Here is a 19,548-nt window from a genome sequence, read left to right as displayed (position 1 = left end):
CGTGGTCAAGATCACCGATGTGGCGCGGCACGCGGGCGTGTCGCCGAGCACCGTCTCCTACGTGCTGAGCGGCAAGCGCTCGATCTCGGAGGAGACCCGGCGGCGCGTCCGCGCCAGCATCCGGGAGCTCGGCTACCGCCCGCACGCCGGGGCCCGCGCCCTCGCCAGCAGCCGCTCCAACGTCGTCGCGCTGATGCTGCCGCTGCGCAGCGGCGTCGCGGTGCCCGTCGTGATGCGGTTCGCGACGTCGGTCGTCACGGCCGCGCGCCGGCACGACCACGACGTCCTGCTGCTCACCCAGGAGGAGGGCGAGGACGGGCTGCGCCGCGTCGCCGACAGCGCGCTCGTCGACGCGCTCATCGTCATGGACGTGCAGATGCGCGACCCGCGGGTGCCGCTGCTGCGGTCCCTCGACCGGCCGAGCGTGCTCATCGGGTTCCCCGCCGACGCCGACGACCTGACCTGCATCGACCTCGACTTCCACGCGGCGGGCGCGGCCTGCGCCCGGCACCTGGCGGCGCTCGGGCACCGCGAGGTCGCGATGATCGGCTCCCCGCCGGAGGTGTACGCGCGGGAGACCGGCTTCGCGCGGCGGGTCACCGACGGGTTCGCCGAGGCGGTCCGCGAGCACGGCATGGCCGGCGGCGTCCACCCGTGCGAGGCGAGCGCGGACGCGGCGAAGGACCTGGTCGGACGGCTGCTGCGGGAGCGCCCGGACCTCACCGGGATCCTCGTGCACAACGAGCCGGTCGTCGACACGGTCGTCCGGGCGCTGCGCGCCGAGGGCCGCCGCGTGCCCGAGGACGTGTCGGTCGTCGCGATCTGCCCGGACGAGGTGGCCGAGCACGCCGAGACGCCGCTGTCGTCGGTCGCGATCCCGGCCGAGGAGGTGGGCGGCCGGGCCGTCGAGCTGCTCATGGCCAAGCTGGAGGGCGAGCCGGTCCCGGCGGCGACGCTGCTGCCGCCGACGCTGACGCCGCGCGCCAGCAGCGGCACCGCCGCCCGCTGACCCGCCCGTCCCGCACCGCCCGTCCCGCACCGGCCGTCCCGCACCGGCCGGTCCGCACCGGCCGGTCCCGGCCCGGCCCGGTCCGCCCGACCGTTCCGCACCGTCCACCAGAAAGGGGGCTTTCCGGGCGCTCATCGTCGAAGCGCTTCGACAAACCGATCATCGGGGGCGAGTCCACCCAAGGAGCAAGGTTGAAGCTCAGCCGAAGCAGACCCCGTTCCCCCGGCCGGCGCAGCCGGCCGCTGACCCTCGTCCTGGCCGCCGCGCTCGCGGCGCCGCTCCTCCACGCGGCCCCGGCGGCGGCCCGCGACGGCCTCCCGTTCCGCGACCCCGGCCTGCCCGTCGCCGCCCGCGTCGACGACCTGCTGGGCCGGCTCACGCTCGACGAGAAGCTCGGGCTGCTGCACCAGTACCAGGCGCCGGTCCCGCGCCTGGGCATCGGCCGGTTCAAGACCGGGACCGAGGCCCTGCACGGGCTCGCCTGGACCACCGACGTCCACGCGGGCGGCGCCGTCCGCACCGCGAAGGCGACGGTGTTCCCGCAGTCCGTCGGCCTCGGCGCCACCTGGGACCCGGCGCTGCTGAAGGAGGTCGGCTCCGTCGTCGGCGACGAGGCCCGCGGCCACCACGGCGAGAACCCGGACGTCTGGGGCCTGCAGCTGTGGGCGCCGGTCGTGAACCTGCTGCGCGACCCGCGCTGGGGCCGCAACGAGGAGGGCTACTCCGAGGACCCGCTGCTCACCGGCCTGCTCGCGACCGCCTACGGCCGCGGCATGCGCGGCGACGATCCGGACCGCCTCAAGACGGCGCCCGTCCTCAAGCACTACCTCGCGAACAACAACGAGTACAAGCGCACCGAGACGTCCTCCTCCCTGCGGCCGCGCACGAAGAAGGAGTACTACGAGGCGCCGTTCCGGATGCCGGTCTCCAACGAGGCGGTCACCGGCATCATGACGGCGTACAACAAGGTGAACGGCCGTCCCGCGACGGTCACGCCGGACGCCGCCGGGCTCGTCCGGTCGTGGACGGACGAGACGCTGTTCAACGTCACCGACGCGGGCGGCCCGAACAACCTCATCGGCTCGCAGAACTACTTCCCCGACCTGCCCACCGCGAACGCCGCCACCCTCAAGGCGGGCGTGGACAGCTTCACGGTCGACGACACGAACTCGGCCACGACGATCGACTCGGTCAGGACGGCCCTCGACCGGGGCCTGCTCACCGAGGCCGACATCGACGAGGCCGTCGGCCACATCCTGAACATCCGGGTGCGGCTCGGCGAGTTCGACCCCGACGGCGGCCCGCACGCCGGCATCGGCATGGAGGTCGTGGACAGCCCCGAGCACCGCGCGCTGGCCCGCAAGGCCGCCGTCGAGCAGATGGTGCTGCTCAAGAACGAGAAGAAGGCGCTGCCCGTCGCCGCCGGGGACAAGGTCGCCGTCGTCGGCCCGCTGTCCGACACCCTCTACACCGACTGGTACTCCGGCGCCCTCCCCTACGAGGTCACCCCGGTGGACGGCGTCCGCGCCAAGGCCGGCGCGGAGAACGTCACCACCAGCGAGGGCGTCGACCGCATCGCGCTCAAGGACGTCCGGACCGGCGAGTACGTCGCGGGCGGCACCGGCGCCGACGGGGCCGTCCTCAAGACGGGCCCGACCACCCCGGACGCCACCGCCCAGTTCGACGTGTTCGACTGGGGCCAGGGCATCGTCACGCTGCGCAGCGTCGCCAACGGCAAGACCGTCGGCCGCCACGACTGGGGATCGAACTTCTCCAACAGCCAGGCGCAGCCGAACGGCTGGTTCGTCCAGCAGATGTTCGCGCTGGAGGAGCAGTCCGGCGGCACCGTGCTGCTGCGCTACGCCGGGTACGAGAACCCGGCCGACCCGTACGTGAAGGTGCTGGACGACGGGACGCTCGCCCTCGCGGCCAAGGCCGACGCCACCCCGCTCGCCAAGGAGGTCGTCGGCAGCGGCACCGAGTCCGCCGTGGCCGCCGCGAAGCGGGCGGACACCGCGGTCGTCGTGGTCGGCAGCATGCCGTTCATCAACGGCCGCGAGGACCACGACCGCACCGCGATGGGCCTCGCCGAGGGGCAGCTGGAGCTGGTCAAGGCCGTCCGGAAGGCGAACCCGAACACGGTCGTCGTCGTGGAGAACAGCTACCCGACCACGCTGACCTGGGCGGACGCGAACGTCCCGGCGATCCTGTGGACGAGCCACGCCGGCGCCGAGACGGGCAACGCGCTCGCCGACGTCCTGTTCGGCGACGAGAACCCGTCCGGCAAGCTGCCGCAGACCTGGTACCGGTCGGAGAAGCAGCTCCCGAGCATCCTCGAATACGACATCATCGAGCACGACCGCACGTACCAGTACTTCAAGGGCGACCCCCTGTACGCGTTCGGGTACGGGCTCTCCTACACGACGTTCCGCTACGGGAAGCCGAAGCTGAGCCGTCACTCGATGGGCGCCGACGGCACGATCGAGGTCACCGTCCCGGTCACCAACACCGGGAAGCGCACCGGCGAGGAGGTCGTCCAGCTCTACACCCGCCAGCGGAAGTCGCGGGTGAAGCAGCCGGTGAAGGAGCTGCGCGACTTCGCCAAGGTCGAGCTGGCGCCGGGGCAGACGAAGCGGGTGACGCTCGAGGTCAAGGCGTCCGACCTGGCGTTCTGGGACGTCACGCGGAACCGGTGGGCCGTCGAGCGCGCCGGGCACGACGTGCTGGTCGGCGCGTCGTCCGGCGACGTCCGGCAGCGGGCGAGGATCGAGGTCCGGGGCGAGCGGATCCCGGCCCGCGACCTGTCCGCGCCGACCCGCGCCGCCGACTTCGACGACCACGACGGCGCCGTCCTGGCCGACGAGACCAAGGCGGACGGCGACGTCGTCGCCGGCGCCGCGGGCGCCTGGATCGCGTTCGAGGACGCCGACCTCGGCCGCGGCGCCGGGCGGATCACCGCCCGCGTCGCCGGGACCGCCGCCACCGCGATCGAGGTGCGGCTCGGTTCGCCGGACGGCCGCCGCGTCGGCACCCTCGACGTGCCGGCCACCGGCGGCGTCTACGCCTACAGGGAGGTCACCGCCGACCTGCGGCGGGCCCACGGCAGGCAGGACGTCTACCTGGTGTTCCGCGGCGAGGCCCGCCTGAGCGGGTTCACGCTGGAGTAGTCCGCGCCCCGCGGCGCAGCGGGCGCAGCCCGCCCCGGGCGACCCCGGGGCGGGCACCCCCGCCCGTCGGCGGGTCCGGTACCGCTCAGGCGCGGCCGCGGAAGACCTCGATGAGGCTCGCGTAGCTCGCCCCCGCGTGGCCCGCCTGGACGGCGCGCTCCGCGAGGGCCTGGATGCGGGCCGGCCAGTCGGTGTCGATGCCCGCGGCCGCGCTCTCCCGCACCAGGTACTTCATCGTCGCGATATGGGTGTCGAGGGAGGCGTCCTCGGCGGGGTAGCCGCCACGGTCGATCTGCGCGGCGTAGGCGGTGGCGAACCCGGACACGCTCGAGACCCACTGCACGGCGAACGGCGCGAAGTCGCTCGCCTTCACCCCGGCGGCGCCCAGCAGCGCCGAGCCGTGCAGGAAGGCGTTCAGCGTTCCCCACATGATGCCGAGCAGCGCGACGTCGTACAGCGACGCCAGGCCGGGATCGGCGCCGAAGAAGGTCGCGCTGCCGAGCCGCCCGAGGGTCTCCCGGTGCTTCTCGAACGCGTCCGGGGAGCCGCTGTACAGCAGGAACGCCTCCGGCCGGCCGATCACCTCGGGGGTGGCCATGATCGCGCCGTCCAGCCGGTCGGCCGTCCAGCCGGCGATCTCGCGGGCCTCCTCGGCGGTGCCGGAGGTGAGGTTGACCAGGGTCCGGCCGGCCAGGCCCGCCCGGTGCGGGCCGACGGCCTCGCGGACCGCGTCCGCGTCGGCGAGGCAGACGATGATCAGCGAGCCGTCCCGGACGGCGTCGCCGACGGTGGGCGCGAGCGTCGCGCCCCGCGCGACCAGGTCGTCGGCCTTGGCGGCCGTGCGGTTCCAGACGGTCGTCGGGTGCCCCGCGGCCAGGAGCGCGGACGCCAGGGCGCGGCCCATCAGCCCCAGCCCGATGACGGTCACGGACTCCCGGGCGGATTCGTTGGCGAGTTCGTCGGCAAGTTCGTTGGTATGTGCGTCGGTCATGGCACGAGCCTGGCCGGGGCGGGTTCCGGTCCGTCTCCGGAAAAGTTGCGGTCGCCGTATCGGTAGCGTGAGCGGGTGCGTTTCGGGGTGTTGGGGCCGCTGGAGGTGCGGACGGCGGACGGCCGCCTCGTCCGCGTCCGCGAGACCAGGGTGCGGGCCCTGCTGGCGGGTCTGCTGGCGCGGCGCGGGCACGTCGTATCGGCGGACCGGCTCCTCGACGACCTGTGGGGCGACGCGCCCCCCGCCGGCGGCGTCCGCACCGTCCGGTCGAAGGTGTCGCTGCTGCGGCGGGTCCTGGAGGAGGCCGAGCCCGGGGGACGCGGCCTGCTGGTGTCCCGCCCGCCGGGCTACCTGCTGCAGGTGGCGGACGACGCGGTGGACGCCGGGCGGTTCGAGGAACTGCTGCGCCGGGCCCGGACGGCCGGCGACCCGGGCGCGCGGGCGCGGCTGCTCGCCGAGGCGCTCGGGACGTGGCACGGCACGGCGGCCTTCGCCGACTTCGCCGACGCGGCGTTCGTCCAGGGGGAGGCGGCGCGGCTCGAGGAGCGGCGCCTGGCGGCGCTGGAGGACCTCGCCGAAGCCCGCCTCGAACTGGGCGAGCACGGGGCGGCCGCGGGCGACCTGGCCGAAGCCGTCGCGGCGCATCCCTTCCGGGAGCGGCTGCGGACACTGCACGCCCTCGCCCTGTACCGGGCCGGGCGCCAGGGGGACGCCCTGGCGAGCCTCGGCGACCTGCGCGACCGGCTCCGCGACGAACTCGGGCTCGACCCCGGTCCCGGGGCGTCCGGCCTGTACGAGGCGATCCTCCGCCGGGACCCGGCGCTGCTCCCGGCCGCCGCGCCCGCGCCCCGGCCCCGCGGCGACCTGCCCGTCCCGCCCACCGGCCTGGTCGGCCGAGAGGGCGAGGTGCGCCGGGTGGGCGAGCTGCTGGATTCCGCGCGGCTGGTGACGCTGACCGGGCCGGGCGGCGTCGGCAAGACCCGGCTGGCGCTGGAGGTGGCGGCGCGGCGGGCCGGGGACTTCCCGGACGGCGTCCGGCTGGTGGAGCTCGCCGAGGCCCGCACCGGCGCCGAGGCGGGCGAGGCCGTCGCCGCGAGCCTGGAACTGCGCGACGCCGCCCGGGCGGGCGCGCGCCCCCCGGCGGAGCGGATCGCCGACGCCGTCGCGGGACGCCGGATGCTGCTCGTGCTCGACAACTGCGAGCACGTGGTGGAGCCGGTGGCCGCGCTGGCGGCGCGCCTGCTGCGGGCGGCGCCGGACGTGCGGCTGCTCGCCACCGGCCGCGAGCCGCTGGCGATCGGCGGCGAGCGGCTGTGGCCGGTGCCGCCGCTCGACCTACCCGAGCCGGACGCCGCCGGGCCGGAGCGGTCGAGCGCCGTTCGGCTGTTCGTGGAGCGCGCGACGGCCGCCGCGCCCGGCTTCGCGCTGGGGCCGGGCAACGCGGCGGCGGTCGCGGCGATCTGCCGGCGCCTCGACGGGATCCCCCTCGCGCTCGAACTGGCGGCCACCCGCGTCCGCGTGCTGGACGTGCACGATCTCGCCGCCCGGCTGGACGACCGGTTCCGGGTGCTGACGGCGGGCGTCCGCGACGCCCCGGCGCGGCAGCGCACGCTGCGCGCGGTGATCGACTGGAGCTGGGGCCTGCTGACCGACGCCGAACGGGTCGTGCTGCGCCGCCTGGCCGTGTGCGCGGGCGGCTGCACGCTGGAGACGGCCGAGGCGGTCTGCGCGGACGGGACGGACGGGGGAGTGCGCGCCGCGGACGTCCTCGACCTGCTCGGCAGGCTCGTCGACCGCTCCCTGGTGGTGCACCGGGACGGCCGGTACCGGCTGCTGGAGTCGGTGGCGGCCTACGCGAACGAGCGGCTCGCCGAGTCCGGGGAGCGGGAGGCCGTCCGCGAACGCCACCTCGCCCGGCTCCTGGAGTTCGCCGAGCGCGCCGAGCCGCGGCTGCGCGGGCACCGGCAGCGGGAGTGGCTCGATCGGCTGGACGCCGAGGCGGCGGGGCTGCGCGCCGCGCTGGAGCACGCCGTCCGCCGCGGGCCGGGCGACCCGGCGCTGCGGCTGGTGAACGCGCTCGGCTGGTACTGGTTCCTGCGCGGCCGGTTCGCCGAGGCGCGCCGCTCGTTCGATCTCGCCCTCACCGCCGGCGGGGCCGCGCACCTGCGGGCGGCGGCCCGGATGTGGCGCGCCGGGATCTCGCTGCTGCTTCCGGACGGTCTCGCCGCGCCGCCCCGGTCCACCGGGGAGCCGGCCGGGCCCGCGGAGCACGCGGCTGCGGAGAGCGACCCGCCGGGCGTCGCCCGCGCACGGTGGTTCCTCGCGTTGAGCAGGGTCGGTTTCGGTGACGCCCGGGCGACGCTCGGCCTCGCCGACCGGGCGCTCGCGCGGTTCCGGGCCCACGGCGACCGGTGGGGCGCGGCCGCCGCGCGCACCGTCCGCGCCGAGGTGCTGGCGGGCCTGGGCGAGCCGGACCGGGCGCGCGGCGACGCGGAAGGCGCCCTGGCGGTGTTCCGCGAGCTCGGCGACCGGTGGGGCGAGTCGCGCGCCGCGTGCGTCCTGGCCGATCTGGCCGAGTTCGCCGGCGACTACGCGACCGCCGGGCGCCTGCGCCGGGAGGCGCTCGGCCGCGCCGAGGAACTGCGGCTGTGGAACGACGCGGCGGACACCCTGGCGCGCCTCGGCCGGACCGCCCTGCTCACCGGCGACCTCGAAAGCGCCGAGGACCTGCACCGGCGCGCCGGGCGGCTGGCGGCGGCGCACTCCTACCGGCGCGGCGAGGAGTTCGCCGAGACCGGGCTCGGCATGGTGGCGCGCCGGCGGGGCCGGCTGGACGAGGCCGAGGCGCGCCTGCGCCGCTGGCTCGACTGGTGCCGCCGCTGGGAGGGCGACCTCGGAACCGCGTTCATCCTGGCCGAGCTCGGGTTCATCGCCGAGCTGCGCGGTGCCGCCGCCGAGGCGCTGGCGCTGCACCGGGAGGGCCTGCGGTACGCCCGCCGGACCGGCGATCCGCGGGCGCTCGCCCGCGGGCTCGAAGGACTCGCGGGCGCGCACGTCCTCGACGGCCGCGCCGCGGAGGCCGTCCGGCTGCTCGGCGAGGCCGCCGCCGCGCGCGAGTCCGTCGGCCTGCCGCTGCCGCCCGCGGAGCGCGGCGACGTCGACCGGATCGCCGCCGCCGCCCGCCGGGCCCTGGACCCGGCGGGCGGCGCGGCCGCCGAGCCCGGCGTCAGCCCGTGCGGCGGACCGCGATGACGTTGTCGAGCAGGACGCCGGCCTGCCCGTCGGGCCCGGTCGCCTCGCGCTCGTGGACGCCGCACCGCTCGGTCGTCCACGCGGACGCGTCGAGCGCGAGGTCGGCGAACGTCTCGTCGGCCGTGGGGAACCGGTGGTCGTGGTGGTCCGACCACGGCGGCGCGGCGGCGTGCTCGACGATCAGCAGCAGCCCGCCGGGCGCGACGGCGGCGGCCGCCGACCGCAGGATCTCGGCGCGCGGCCAGTCCAGCGGGGACTGCAGGAACTGCGCCGACACGAGGTCGTACGAGCCCGCGGGGAAGCTGTGCCCGAGGTCGTGCCGCTCGAACGCGACGCGCGCCTCGACCCCCTCCTCCTTCGCGTGCGCCGCCGCGCGGCCGAGGGCGACGGTGGAGACGTCCACGGCCGTCACGCTCCAGCCGCGGCGGGCGAGCCAGATCGCGTCGGCGCCCTCACCGCAGCCGAGGTCGAGCGCGGCGCCCGGCTCCAGCGGCTCGACCACGCTCACCAGCACGGGGTTCGGGTTGCCGCTCCACACCCGGTCGCGGGCGCGGTAGAGCTCCTCCCAGAACTCCTCGGTCTCGTTGCTCATCGGGTACCTCCTGTCGGTGCGGTGCCCGCATCTTCGGCAACGGACACCGCTTCAGGCAAACCCGTTTGCCGTACCGGCAAACCTGTGACCGATGCGTACCCCGATGCGCCCTGTGCGCCGCTCCGGGCGCGCGACCCGACCGCCCCGCCCGCGACCTGGGACTCTTCCGAACGGCTTTACAGACACCACTGTCTATTGGAGACTTCTCCCCGGCGGTGCCGGGGAACCGGAAGCCGGGATCGGCCATGCCCGCGCCAGGGCACGGCCCGCCCGGCGTGCGATCGGTGATCCGGCGTGGGCGAGCGACGCAGGGGATGCCATGTCACATCCGGACCACGACGAGGCAAGGCCCGCCGGGGAAAACCCCCGCATTGACGACACCCCGCCACCCTCACCGGCCAAGTCCCCACCGCCCTCCGGCCCGGCGTCCTGGCCTTTCCAAGGGGTGCCGACGCTGCCCTCTGCGGGGGGCGGGGGGCGGCCCGTGCCGGGGCAGGTGCCGATGCGGCTGGTGCCGCAGTTGCGGATGCTGGGGACGGCGCAGCGGGCGCTGCTGCTCGGCACGGTCGCGGCGCTGGTCATGGTGCTGGCGGCCGGTCTGACGGTCGCGGTCGTCGTCGACCGCTCCGGCGCGACCATCGCCGCTCGGGACCTGCGCCCCTTCGAGCAGGCCCTCGCCGACCTCTCCCAGGCCCCCGGCCTGCGCTACCGGACCGACGCCGCAGCCGGGACGCCGCAGGACATCACGGTCACCGCGTCCGGGGACAAGTTCGGCGCCGCCGGTTCGGACGCGGACGGCGGCGAACCGAACGTCCTGCAGGTCTCCGGGAAGACGTTCACGCGCGGCGGGTCCGGCGCGGCCGGGGGCACCGGATCGTCCGAGGGATGGACGATCGGGGCCGAGGGCGCCGCCGGGCGGATCGCCGAGGTGCTCGACGGCACCCCGGCACCGCCGGTGCTGGCGGACGACCTGTCCCGGGCGCTGCGGAAGGCGGGCGACGTGCCGCAGCCCGAGGACTCTGCGTCGGCCGCCGTGGACGGCAAGCCCGCGAAGGCCGTCAACACCCCGGCGGGACGGCTGCTCATCACCCGGCAGGCACCGCACCGGGTGCTGCGCCTGGAACCCGTCGACGGGCCCGCGAGAAAGGAGCCGGTCAGGAGCGGGGTGCTGCCCGCCGCGGCGCCCCTGGACGGCGGGTCCGGCGGATTCGACCTCGCCCCGGTCACCGGGGCCGAGGCCACCGAGATGTACGACACGCTGGAGAAGCAGGTCGGGCGGCTGGAGAACGCGACCGACGCGGGCATCACCTTCACGCTCGGCGCGTCGGGGAGCGTCAACTGCGGGTCCGGGGGCTGCACGGCCAACAAGAGCTTCACCGGCACCCTCACCAGCGCGGCCCGGGCCCGCATCGCCGGCGGCAACGTCACCGCCGTGATGACCGCGACGTTCTCCATCGACGGGCGGTCCGCCGGCCGGTGCACCAGCGACAGCCGCACCTTCCCGGTCGCCGGCGGCGGCGTGTCCGGCACCCTGAGCTGCTCCAACCCGGGCGCCGGGGCGGTGTTCACCTCGGTCAACGCGCAGCACCGCGCGCGGGCCATGGCGCAGTCGAGAGCCCAGGGCGGCCGGCCGGTCAGGTACCGCATCCCCTTCCGCGCCAACACGGTGATCAGCGCCCGCGCGCTGGCCGCGGTCGAGGTGAAGCGGCTCGTCGAACGCGTGAACCTGGACCGGGACCTCGCCAAGTGCACCGGGACGAACAGCTTCGTCCCCGGCACGCGGGTCCTCATGGCGGACGGCCGCACGAAGGCCATCGAGGACGTGCGCATCGGCGACGCCGTCCTCGCCGCGGACCCGGAGACCGGGGAGACCGGCCCCGGGGCAGTCGTGGCCACCCCCGCGAGCGGCGGACCCAAGGACCTGGTCCGCATCACCACCGCCGCCGGGCCCGGAACCGAGGCCGGGACCGTCGTCGCCACCGCCGCCCACCCCTTCCGGGTCGCCGGCGGCCCCGGCCGGTGGGTCGACGCCGGCGCGCTGAAGCCCGGCATGCGGCTGCGCACCGGCACCGGCGCGGACGTCCGGGTCGCCGCCGTCGAGCACCGGACCGTCCGCGACCGGCGCGTCCACAACCTCACCGTCGCGGACGCCCACACCTACCACGTCCGGACGGGCGGCGCGCACGTGCTCGTGCACAACGCGAACTGCTTCAACATGATCCCCTGGGGGAACGGCGCGATGAGGTCGCCCGCCAAGCTGGTCTACCGCCCGGGATCGCGGCACGGCCACCGGCTGCGGCACATCCAGGCCCACGGCGACCGCGCCCCGGTCGACCCGTCGAAGACGGTGCACAGCCGCTTCAACACGCACGGCCGGGAGCTGTTCCGGCTGATTGACGACGCCTGGGAAATCAGGGCGTCCGGCACGAAGACGACGCGGAACGGCACCGACGAGTACGTGATCCCGATGAACCGGGTGGTCGGCACCCAGGGCGAGAAAGCCGTGCGGATCATCGTGGAAGAGGACACCGGTAATATCCTCACGGCCCACCCGGTGCCGTTCTGAGGGAGGGGCGTTGGCCGACGAGTACCTCTGCGGCAACTGCCGGGCCGGACTCGTCCGGCGGTACCGCGTGAAACGGACCGGGGTGCCGGTCTGGGTCTGCGAGGAATGCGACGCGATCTGGTTCCGCCGCGACCGGACCGGCCGCGGCAGGAGCCTCGGGACGCCCGACGCGGAGATGGACGAGATCCTCGCGCCGCCCGACGGCAACCTGCTCCAGATCGTCGAACCCTACGTCGACGCGGACTCCGTCCCCGACTGGGAGCAGATCGAGCCCTTCGACGGGTAGCGCTCAGCCGCGGGCGCGGGCGTGCAGCTCGCGGACCTCGGCCTCCAGCGCGGCGACCGGGCCCTCGACGCGGACGCCCGGCGCCACCTCCCCGGCGGGGATCGGACGCACCGGCCCCGGCGGCAGCCCGCGCTCCGCGAGCCACCCGGTGAGCTGCGCGGACGACGCCGCGTACACGATCCGGCCGAGGCCCACCCAGCCGTGCGCCGCCGCGCACATCGGGCAGTGCTCCCCGGACGTGAACACGGTCGCGGCGGCCCGCTCGTCCGGCGCCATGTGCGCCGCCGCCCAGCGGGCCAGCTCGAACTCGGGGTGCCGGGTGCGGTCGCCGCCGGCGACCCGGTTGCGGTCCTCGGCCAGGACCTCGCCCGACCCCGAGACCAGCACCGAGCCGAACGGCTCGTCGCCGTCCGCGAGGGCCTCCGCGGCCAGCTCCACGCAGCGGCGCAGATGGGACATCTCTTCCGGAGTCGGTTCGTAGGCCATGCCGATGATCTTACGCGCGCCCGCGTCCGCCCAGGTCAGGCGCTGTCGCGCAGCACCAGATGCGGCTTCAGGATGACCACCGGCTCCGCGACCGTCTCGCCGCGGATCCGCGACACCAGCAGCCGCGCCATCTCCACGCCCATCTCCTCCAGCGACTGGTGGACGCTCGACAGCGGGGGATCGGCCAGCGGCGCGGCCGCCGAGTCGTCGAACCCGATCACCGCGACGTCGTCGGGGACCCGGCGGCCCATCCGGTGCAGCACCCGCAGCGCGCCCAGCGCCATCGGGTCGTCCGCGGCGAACACCGCGTCCAGCTCCGGCTCGCGCGCGAGCAGCTCCTCCGCGGCGGTGATGCCGCTCGCCTCCCCGAAGTCGCCGAACGCGACGCACTCGGGCAGCCCGGCTTCGGCGAGCGCGTCCCGGTAGCCGGTGAGCCGGTCGATGCCGGCGCCCATGTCCTGCGGGCCCGCGATCGTCGCGATCCGCCGCCGCCCGCCGCTGATCAGGTGCCCGACGGCCTCCCGCGCGCCGCTGCGGTTGTCGACGTCCACGTAGCTGACCGGCGACACCCCCGGCGGGCGGCCGCCGAGCACCGTCGGGACGCCCGCCGCCTCGAGCTTCGCGGGCAGCGGGTCCTCCGCGTGCAGCGACGTCAGCAGCACCCCGTCCACGTGCTGCGGGGTGAGGTAGTTCTCCAGCCGCGCGTACTCGGCGGGGGAGCGGGCCATGGCGAGCAGGAGCTGCAGGCCGGTGTCGGCGAGCCCGTTGCCGATCCCGCGGATGATCCCCGCGAAGTACGGCTCGCCGAACAGCCGCTGGTCGGACTCGGCCACCACCAGCGCCACCGTGTCGGTGCGGCGGGTGACGAGCGTGCGGGCCGCGCGGTTCGGCACGTACCCCAGCTCGTCGATCGCCGCCAGCACGGCCGCGCGGGCCTGCGCGCTGACCCGCGGCGAGCCGTTGATCACCCGGGAGACCGTGCCGCGGCCCACCCCGGCCCGCGCCGCGACCTCCTCCAATGTGGGCCGCGTGCTCCTGCCCGTCATCCGGCTCCCCCTCCGTCCAGTCCGATCGGACGGCCGGAACCGGCCGTCCGTGCGGGTCCGGCGCGCCGGACCCGTCGTTCGCGCCCCGAGTCCGGGGAGGTCAGCCGGACGCCCGTCCGGCCGGCCCGCCCCGCCGGATCACGTCCGCGTACCAGCGGGCGCTCGCCTTCGGAACGCGCCGCTGCGTGGCGTAGTCCACGTGCACCAGCCCGAAGCGCTTCGTGTAGCCCCAGGCCCACTCGAAATTATCCAGCAGCGACCACGTGAAGTAGCCCCGCAGCGGGACGCCTTCGGCGATCGCGTCGTGGCAGGCGCGCAGGTGCGCGTCGATGTACGCGATCCGCTCCGCGTCCTGGACCGTGCCATCGCCGTCCGGCGCCTCGTCGTAGCCCGCCCCGTTCTCGGTGATGTACAGCGGGACGGCCGGGTACTCGCGGTGCACCCGCGCCAGCACCTCGTACAGGCCGCGCTCGTCGATCTCCCAGCCCATCCCGGTCACGGGGCGTCCCCCCGGGACGAACCGGACGTGCTCGCTGCCGACCCACGGGGAGTACGTGGAGAACGGCGACGACGCCGTCTGCGCCGCCTCGCCCGGCGTCCCCGCGACCGTGTGCCGCGTGTAGTAGTTGATGCCGAGCTGGTCGAGCGGCCGGTGGATCGTCCGCAGGTCCTCGTCGGACGGGTCGAACCCGTGCTCGGCCGTGTCCGCGAGGACGTCCTCGGGGTAGCGGCCGAGCAGCAGCGGGTCCAGGAACAGCCGGTTCTGCAGGCCGTCGATCCGGCGGGCCGCGTCCACGTCCGCCTCGTGGTCGGTCGCGGGCGAGACCGCGTACAGGTTGACGGCCGCGCCGAACCGGTTGTCCGGGTGCTGCGCCCGCATCGCCTCCACCGCGAGCCCGTGCCCGAGCAGCATGTGGTGCGCCGCGAGCAGCGCCGCGGACGGCTCGCGGCGGCCGGGCGCGTGGTCCCCGGACGCGTAGCCGAGGAACGCGCCGCACCACGGCTCGTTCACCGTCATCCAGTTCCGCACCCGGTCGCCGAGCGCGCCGTGGACGTGCGCGGCGTACTCGGCGAACCGGTGCGCGGTCTCCCGCTCCGGCCAGCCGCCCGCGTCCTCCAGCGGCTGCGGGAGGTCCCAGTGGTACAGCGTCGGCCACGGCTCGACGCCCGCCTCCAGCAGCGCGTCCACGAGCCGCCGGTAGAAGTCGAGCCCCTCCCGGTTGGCGGGCCCCGCGCCGTCCGGCTGGACGCGCGGCCAGGAGATCGAGAACCGGTACGCGGTCAGCCCGAGGTCGGCCATCAGCGCGACGTCCTCGCGGAAGCGGTGGTAGTGGTCCACGGCCACGTCGCCGGTGTCGCCGTTCAGGACCTTGCCGGGCGTCCGGCAGAACGTGTCCCAGATGGACGGGCCGCGCCCGCCCTCGGCCGCGGCGCCCTCGATCTGGAAGGCGGCCGTGGCCGCGCCCCAGCGGAACCCGGTCGGGAACAGAGCGGCCGCGGCCGCACCGGTGTCGTCCTGTAGCGAGGTCACGCCTTCACAGCACCTTCCATGATTCCGCCGATGATCTGGCGGCCGAACACGATGAACACGACGAGCAGCGGCAGCACCGCCACGGAGGTCCCGGCGAACATGAGCGTGTAGTCGTCGAAGTAGGCGTTCGCCAGGTTGTTGATCGACAGCTGCACGGTGGGGTTGTCCGGGGCGAGCACCGCGAGCGGCCACATGAACTCGTTCCAGGTCTGCATGAACGTGAGCAGGCCGAGCACCCCGGCCGCCGGGCGCAGCGCGGGCAGCACGACCCGCCAGTAGATGCCGAACGTGCTGCAGCCGTCGACGCGGGCCGCCTCGATCAGCTCGTCCGGGATGGCCTGGGACGCGTACTGCCGCATCATGAACACGCCGAACCCGGTGACCAGGAACGGCACGATCACCGCCTGCAGCTGGTTCTGCCACCCCAGCTCCACCATGATCATGTAGAGCGGGATGATGCCCATCTGGACCGGGATCATCATCGTCGCGATGATGATCAGCAGCAGCGCGTTCTTGCCCTTGAAGCGCAGCTTGGCGAACGCGAACCCGGCGAGGGACGCGAAGAACACCGTCGAGACCGTCACCACGGTGGAGGCGATCGCGGAGTTCAGCAGGCCCTGCGCGAAGTAGGCGTCGGGGTTGTCGAACAGCCGCCCGACGTTGTCGCCGGCCTCGCCGCCGGGCAGCAGCGGCGGCGGCACGGCGGAGACGACGTCGTTGGTGCGCGTCGCGACGACGATCATCCAGTAGATCGGGAACAGCGACAGGGCGACCGCGACGATCAGCGCCACATAGGTGAGCGGGCTGGCCTCCCAGAGTCCGCGCAGCCGCCCGCTCGGACGGGCGTGCTTGCCGGGCTGCCCGGGGCCCGCGAGGAGGGTCGTCACTTGGTGCCTCCCGTGCGTCGCACGATCAGGAAGTTGATCAGGGAGAACACGATGATCATCATGAACAGCGCCCAGGCGACCGCGGCGCCGTAGCCGTACCGGTCCGAGCCGAAGGCGTTGTCGTACATGTACATCGTGATCGTCTGGAACTGGTGCAGCGCGCCGCCGTCCATGTTGTTCGGGGTCCGGACGCTGAACAGCACGGGCTCGGTGAAGAGCTGCAGGCCGCCGATCGTCGAGATGATCACCGTGAAGATGATCGTCGGGCGCAGCATCGGCACCGTGATCTGCCAGAACTGGCGGAGCCGGGACGCGCCGTCGATCGCGGCCGCCTCGTAGAGGTCGCGCGGGATGGACTGCATGGCGGCCAGGTAGATCAGCGCGTTGTAGCCGATCCAGCGCCAGTTGACCATCGCGGCGATCGCGACCCAGGACCAGCCGCGGCTGGCGCTCCAGTCGATCGGGTCGACGCCGACCAGGCCGAGCGCCCAGTTGATCATGCCCCAGTCGGTGTCGAACATCTGGGTGAACACGATCGACACGGCGGCCGTCGAGGTGACCAGCGGCGCCACCATCCCGATCCGGAACAGCGTGGGCATCCGGATCCGCCGGTTCAGCGCGTTCGCGATGAACAGGGCGATGAGGAGCTGCGGGACCGTCGCGAGCACGAAGATCCCGAGGGTGTTGACCGTCGCGTGCCAGAAGTCGGCGTCGGTCAGCAGGTAGTCGTAGTTGTCGAGGCCGACCCATTCGCGGGTGCCCGAGGCGAGGCCCCAGTCGTGCAGCGACACCCACAGCGTGAAGCCGAGCGGGAACAGGCCGAAGATCAGGAAGACGATGTAGAAGGGCGAGATGAAGGCGTAGGGAGCGGCCTTCACGTCGAGTTTGGCCAGCCGGCCCCGCCAGGTCGGGCGTGGACGGCGGCCGGCGTCGCCCGGCGCGGGCCGGGAGGGTTTCCGGCCGGCGCGCAGATCGGTGGTCATGCGCCTCCTTTCGGGGGCGGCTCCGCCCGGGGAGGGGCCGGGGCGGAGATCTGGGACATGAGTGAGGCGGTGGCGCCGCACGGGAGGTGAGGCACGGCGCCACCGCCTGGCCAGTGGGAAGGGGGACGAGGGGGTTCGGCCGTCCGGCGCGACGCGGAGGTCAGCGCCGGACCGGCGTCACCGGGCGGACTTCTCCGCCTCCTCGACGGACTTGCTCCACGCCTCGCCGGCCGGGACCTTGCCCTGCCCGACGCTGATCAGGACGTTCTCCACGGCCTGCCGCACGTCCTCGTTCTTCGGGCCGAGGTAGACGGGCTTGGCCTGCGCCACCATCTCGCCGAAGATCTGGCCGACCGGGGCGTCGTTGAAGTACGGGTCCTTGGCGTCCGCCACCGCCGGGTCCTTCGCGGCCTGCGGCGAGGACGGGAAGACGTTCGCGGCCTTGAACGCGCCGATCTGGCCCTCGGGCGAGGTCAGGAACTTGGCGAGCTCGGCGGCCTCCTTCGCGTGGTCGGTCTGCTTCGGCACGGCCAGCCACGAGCCGCCCCAGTAGCCGCTGCCGCCCGGCACCTTGGCGACGTCCCACTTGCCCTCGCCGAAGTCACCGGAGAACTCCTTGATGCCCCCGAGCATCCAGGACGGGCACGGCACGGTCGCGAACGTGTCGCGCTTCAGGGCGGTCTGCCACGGCGGCGTGAAGATCGACATGTCGGCGGTGAGCTTGTTCTGCTCGAACTTCAGCGCCGTGTCGAACGAGGACTTCACCGCCGGGTTGGTGGCGAAGACCAGGTTGTTCTCCTTGTCGAAGTAGCTGTGGCCGGGGCCCGCGCCGGCCTGCTGCAGGACGGTGACGCGCCAGATGGCCGTCGGGCCGTCCAGCCACTTGGTGTCCTTCACCTTCGACTGGAAGTCCTGGCCGACCTTGAGGTACTCGTCCCAGGTGGGCCACAGCTCCGAGACCTCGTCGCGCTCCGTCGGCAGCCCGGCCTTCTCGAACAGGTCCGTGCGGTAGCACATGGCGAGCGCGCCGACGTCGGTGCCGAGGCCGACGAGCTGCTTGCCGTCCGGGGAGACGCCGGCCTGCCACTTCCACGACACGAAGTTCTGCTCGAGCTCCTTGCCGCCGTGGTCGAAGAGGTTGACGAACTTGTTCGCCTGCTGCATGTAGAGGGGCAGGATGCCCTCCTCCAGCATGACGACGTCGCCCGCGCCGCTTCCGGTCGCCATCCACTGCTGGATGCGCGGCTTGAAGTCGTCCAGGCTGGACACCTTGCGCTGCTTGATCGTGACGTTCGGGTGGGACGCCTCGTACTGCTTGTACAGCTCTTCGTAGCCCGGCTCGCCGAAGACGTCGACGGTCAGCTCGACCTTGCCGTCGCCGCCGGAGTCGTCTCCGCCGCAGGCGACGGCGAGGCCGCCGACGAGCAACGCGGCCACCGCCGTGCTCAGTCCGCGCCGCATGCTGGCCCTCATCGCGGACCCCTTCCCGTTGTGATGTACCTCGTGTGTGGGAGCGCTCCCACGAAGCAAAGACGGTGACCCCGGTCACTGTCAACGTCCGAGACTGAACCGTTATCGGCGCGGGCCCGGCCGCCCCGGGCCCTGAACGCCGGGTCCGGCGCCGCCCGCGCCGGCCCGACGGGCCGCCTAACCTTCGGGAACGGGCTGGTGGACGGCCCCGCGGACGGCCTCCGGCGCGGGCTCGGCCGCCGGTCCGGGGACCGCCGCCCGCCGGGCCGCGGGCGCGGGCGCCGTCGAGCGGCGCACGACCAGTTCCGGCCGGTACAGCAGCTCGGTGCGCGGCGCGCGGTCGCCGCCGATCTCGCCGAGCACCGTGCTCACCGCCGCCATCGACATCTCCCGCACCGACTGCCGGACGGTGGTCAGCGGCGGGTCCAGGTAGGCCGTCAGCAGCGAGTCGTCCATGCCGGTGACCGACACGTCCTCGGGCACCCGCAGGCCGCGCGCCCGCGCGGCCCGGATCGCGCCCAGCGCCATGATGTCGTTGCCGCCGCAGATCGCCGTGCAGCCCTCGTCCAGCAGCCGGGCCGCCGCGGCCTGCCCGCCCTCCACCGTGTACATGGTGTTGACGACCAGGGCGTCGACCTCGTCCGCGGGCAGGCCGGTGTGCGCGGCCATCCCGCGCCGGAACCCCTCGGTCTTGCGCCGCGTCGGGACGTACACGTCCTGCCCGATCGCCAGCCCGATCCGGCGGTGGCCCATCGCGGCGAGGTGCCCGACCGCCGCCTCCATCGAGGCGACGTCGTCGTTGGAGATGAACGGCGCGTCGATGTCGTCGCGGTACCCGTTCACCAGGACGATCGGCAGCGCCTTCTCCAGCAGCCGCGCGTACCGCGCCCGGTCGGAGTTGGCGTTGGCGTGCAGGCCGTTGACGAAGATGATCCCGGCGACGCCGCGCTCCAGCAGCATCTCGATGTAGTCGTCCTCGGCGACGCCGCCCGGCGCCTGCGAGCACAGCACCGCCATGTACCCGTGCCGGGCCAGCGCGCTCTCGATGACCTCGGCGAACGCGGGGAAGATCGGGTTGGTCAGCTCCGGGATGATCAGCCCGATCAGCCCGGCCCGGTGCTGGCGCAGCCGGGCCGGGCGCTCGTAGCCGAGCACGTCCAGGGCGGTCAGCACCGCCTGGCGCGTGGTCGGGGACACGCCCGGCTTGCCGTTCAGCACCCGGCTCACCGTCGCCTCGCTCACTCCGGCGTGGGCCGCGATGTCAGCCAGGCGTGTCGTCATG

At 74.4% G+C, this 19,548-nt stretch carries 14 protein-coding genes; 5 read left to right on the top strand and 9 right to left on the bottom strand.

Going from position 1 to position 19,548, the window contains the following annotated elements:
- The first annotated feature begins 1 nt into the window (after window position 1).
- Entirely contained in the window at window positions 2-1,009 is a 1,008-nt protein-coding gene (locus H505_RS0101935) for a LacI family DNA-binding transcriptional regulator (RefSeq protein WP_026400614.1), read from the top strand.
- 191 nt (window positions 1,010-1,200) lie between these two features.
- Window positions 1,201-4,176, top strand: coding sequence for a glycoside hydrolase family 3 protein (locus H505_RS0101930; RefSeq protein WP_245592407.1), 2,976 nt, complete (start codon window positions 1,201-1,203; stop codon window positions 4,174-4,176).
- An 85-nt stretch (window positions 4,177-4,261) separates the two neighbouring features.
- Here H505_RS0101930 and H505_RS0101925 read toward each other — a convergent pair whose 3' ends face one another.
- On the bottom strand, window positions 4,262-5,167 hold the full coding sequence (locus H505_RS0101925; protein WP_064743442.1) for an NAD(P)-dependent oxidoreductase: 906 nt from the start codon (window positions 5,165-5,167) through the stop codon (window positions 4,262-4,264).
- A gap of 75 nt (window positions 5,168-5,242) precedes the next feature.
- On the opposite strand from H505_RS0101925, the gene H505_RS0101920 reads away from it, so the two are divergent.
- The gene (locus H505_RS0101920; protein WP_026400611.1) at window positions 5,243-8,419 is read left to right on the top strand and encodes an AfsR/SARP family transcriptional regulator; all 3,177 of its coding nucleotides are present in this window, start codon (window positions 5,243-5,245) and stop codon (window positions 8,417-8,419) included.
- On the opposite strand, the gene H505_RS0101915 is transcribed toward H505_RS0101920, so the two are convergent.
- Window positions 8,394-9,011, bottom strand: coding sequence for a class I SAM-dependent methyltransferase (locus H505_RS0101915; RefSeq protein WP_026400610.1), 618 nt, complete (start codon window positions 9,009-9,011; stop codon window positions 8,394-8,396). The genes H505_RS0101920 and H505_RS0101915 overlap by 26 nt on opposite strands.
- A gap of 484 nt (window positions 9,012-9,495) precedes the next feature.
- On the opposite strand from H505_RS0101915, the gene H505_RS0101910 reads away from it, so the two are divergent.
- Complete coding sequence (locus H505_RS0101910; RefSeq protein ID WP_157432860.1) at window positions 9,496-11,577, top strand: polymorphic toxin-type HINT domain-containing protein; 2,082 nt, start codon at window positions 9,496-9,498, stop codon at window positions 11,575-11,577.
- Window positions 11,578-11,587: 10 nt separating this feature from the next.
- Window positions 11,588-11,863: an eL43 family ribosomal protein gene (locus H505_RS39345; RefSeq protein ID WP_034516152.1), complete on the top strand. Its 276-nt coding sequence runs from the start codon at window positions 11,588-11,590 to the stop codon at window positions 11,861-11,863.
- Between the two features lie 3 nt (window positions 11,864-11,866).
- Here the strand turns inward: H505_RS39345 and H505_RS0101900 are convergent, their stop codons facing one another.
- From H505_RS0101900 to H505_RS39340, 7 genes are all read right to left on the bottom strand, one after another.
- Window positions 11,867-12,349 carry a nucleoside deaminase gene (locus tag H505_RS0101900; RefSeq protein WP_026400608.1) on the bottom strand — a complete coding sequence of 161 codons (483 nt, stop codon included), beginning with the start codon at window positions 12,347-12,349 and terminating at the stop codon, window positions 11,867-11,869.
- 35 nt (window positions 12,350-12,384) lie between these two features.
- Window positions 12,385-13,395, bottom strand: a complete 1,011-nt coding sequence (locus H505_RS0101895; protein ID WP_026400607.1) for a LacI family DNA-binding transcriptional regulator — start codon at window positions 13,393-13,395, stop codon at window positions 12,385-12,387.
- 100 nt (window positions 13,396-13,495) lie between these two features.
- Entirely contained in the window at window positions 13,496-14,926 is a 1,431-nt protein-coding gene (locus H505_RS0101890; protein WP_026400606.1) for a GH1 family beta-glucosidase, read from the bottom strand.
- Window positions 14,923-15,813 (bottom strand): carbohydrate ABC transporter permease, encoded by an 891-nt coding sequence (locus tag H505_RS0101885; protein ID WP_084549725.1) that lies wholly within the window; start codon window positions 15,811-15,813, stop codon window positions 14,923-14,925. Before H505_RS0101885 ends, H505_RS0101890 begins: the two co-directional genes overlap by 4 nt.
- Window positions 15,810-16,796 carry a carbohydrate ABC transporter permease gene (locus tag H505_RS0101880; RefSeq protein WP_026400604.1) on the bottom strand — a complete coding sequence of 329 codons (987 nt, stop codon included), beginning with the start codon at window positions 16,794-16,796 and terminating at the stop codon, window positions 15,810-15,812. The genes H505_RS0101885 and H505_RS0101880 overlap by 4 nt, the downstream gene beginning before the upstream one ends.
- A gap of 177 nt (window positions 16,797-16,973) precedes the next feature.
- Window positions 16,974-18,269 (bottom strand): ABC transporter substrate-binding protein, encoded by a 1,296-nt coding sequence (locus H505_RS0101875; protein ID WP_026400603.1) that lies wholly within the window; start codon window positions 18,267-18,269, stop codon window positions 16,974-16,976.
- Window positions 18,270-18,443: 174 nt separating this feature from the next.
- The gene (locus H505_RS39340) at window positions 18,444-19,547 is read right to left on the bottom strand and encodes a LacI family DNA-binding transcriptional regulator (RefSeq protein WP_084549723.1); all 1,104 of its coding nucleotides are present in this window, start codon (window positions 19,545-19,547) and stop codon (window positions 18,444-18,446) included.
- Window position 19,548 lies beyond the last annotated feature (1 nt).

It is taken from the genome of Actinomadura rifamycini DSM 43936, from assembly GCF_000425065.1.
In the GTDB taxonomy this organism is placed as follows: domain Bacteria; phylum Actinomycetota; class Actinomycetes; order Streptosporangiales; family Streptosporangiaceae; genus Spirillospora; species Spirillospora rifamycini.
Note: the sequence above shows the minus strand (reverse complement) of the source record. Positions and strands in the feature narration are given on the sequence as shown.